The organism is Nonomuraea sp. NPDC048916 (assembly GCF_040649575.1).
Taxonomy (GTDB): domain Bacteria; phylum Actinomycetota; class Actinomycetes; order Streptosporangiales; family Streptosporangiaceae; genus Nonomuraea.
In genome coordinates this window covers 1-391 of sequence record NZ_JBEZFS010000274.1, presented here as the reverse complement: position 1 = coordinate 391, position 391 = coordinate 1, and the positions used below count along the sequence as shown (strand labels likewise).

At 63.4% G+C, this 391-nt stretch carries 1 pseudogene; it reads right to left on the bottom strand.

The window, feature by feature from the left end:
• Positions 1-391: pseudogene (locus tag AB0C16_RS40825) on the bottom strand (mannose-1-phosphate guanyltransferase); the annotation flags it as partial.

Sequence of the window (391 nt, the reverse complement as noted above, 5' to 3'; positions counted from 1 at the left end):
GTGATCTCGACGTTGATGATGCCGGAGACACCACGTGCACCGAAGAGGTGCGCCTGGCCGCGGGACTCCCAGATCACGGAGGTGTTGACGAAGGCGCCGGCCTCGATCGTCTTGAAGGGGTAGACCCGCACGTTCCCCTGGACGATCGATTCCTCGCCGATCAGGCACTCGTCGCCGATGACGGCGCCGTCCTCGATCCGGGCGGCCCGCATGATGTCGGTGTTCTTGCCGATGACGCAACCACGCAGATTGCTGTGCTGCCCGATGTACACGTTGTCGTGGACCACGGCCCTGTGCAGAAAGGCCCCGCTCTTCACGACGACATTCGACCCGACGACGGTGTGCTCGCGGATTTCGACGTCAGCCTCGACCTTGGCGTAGTCACCGATGT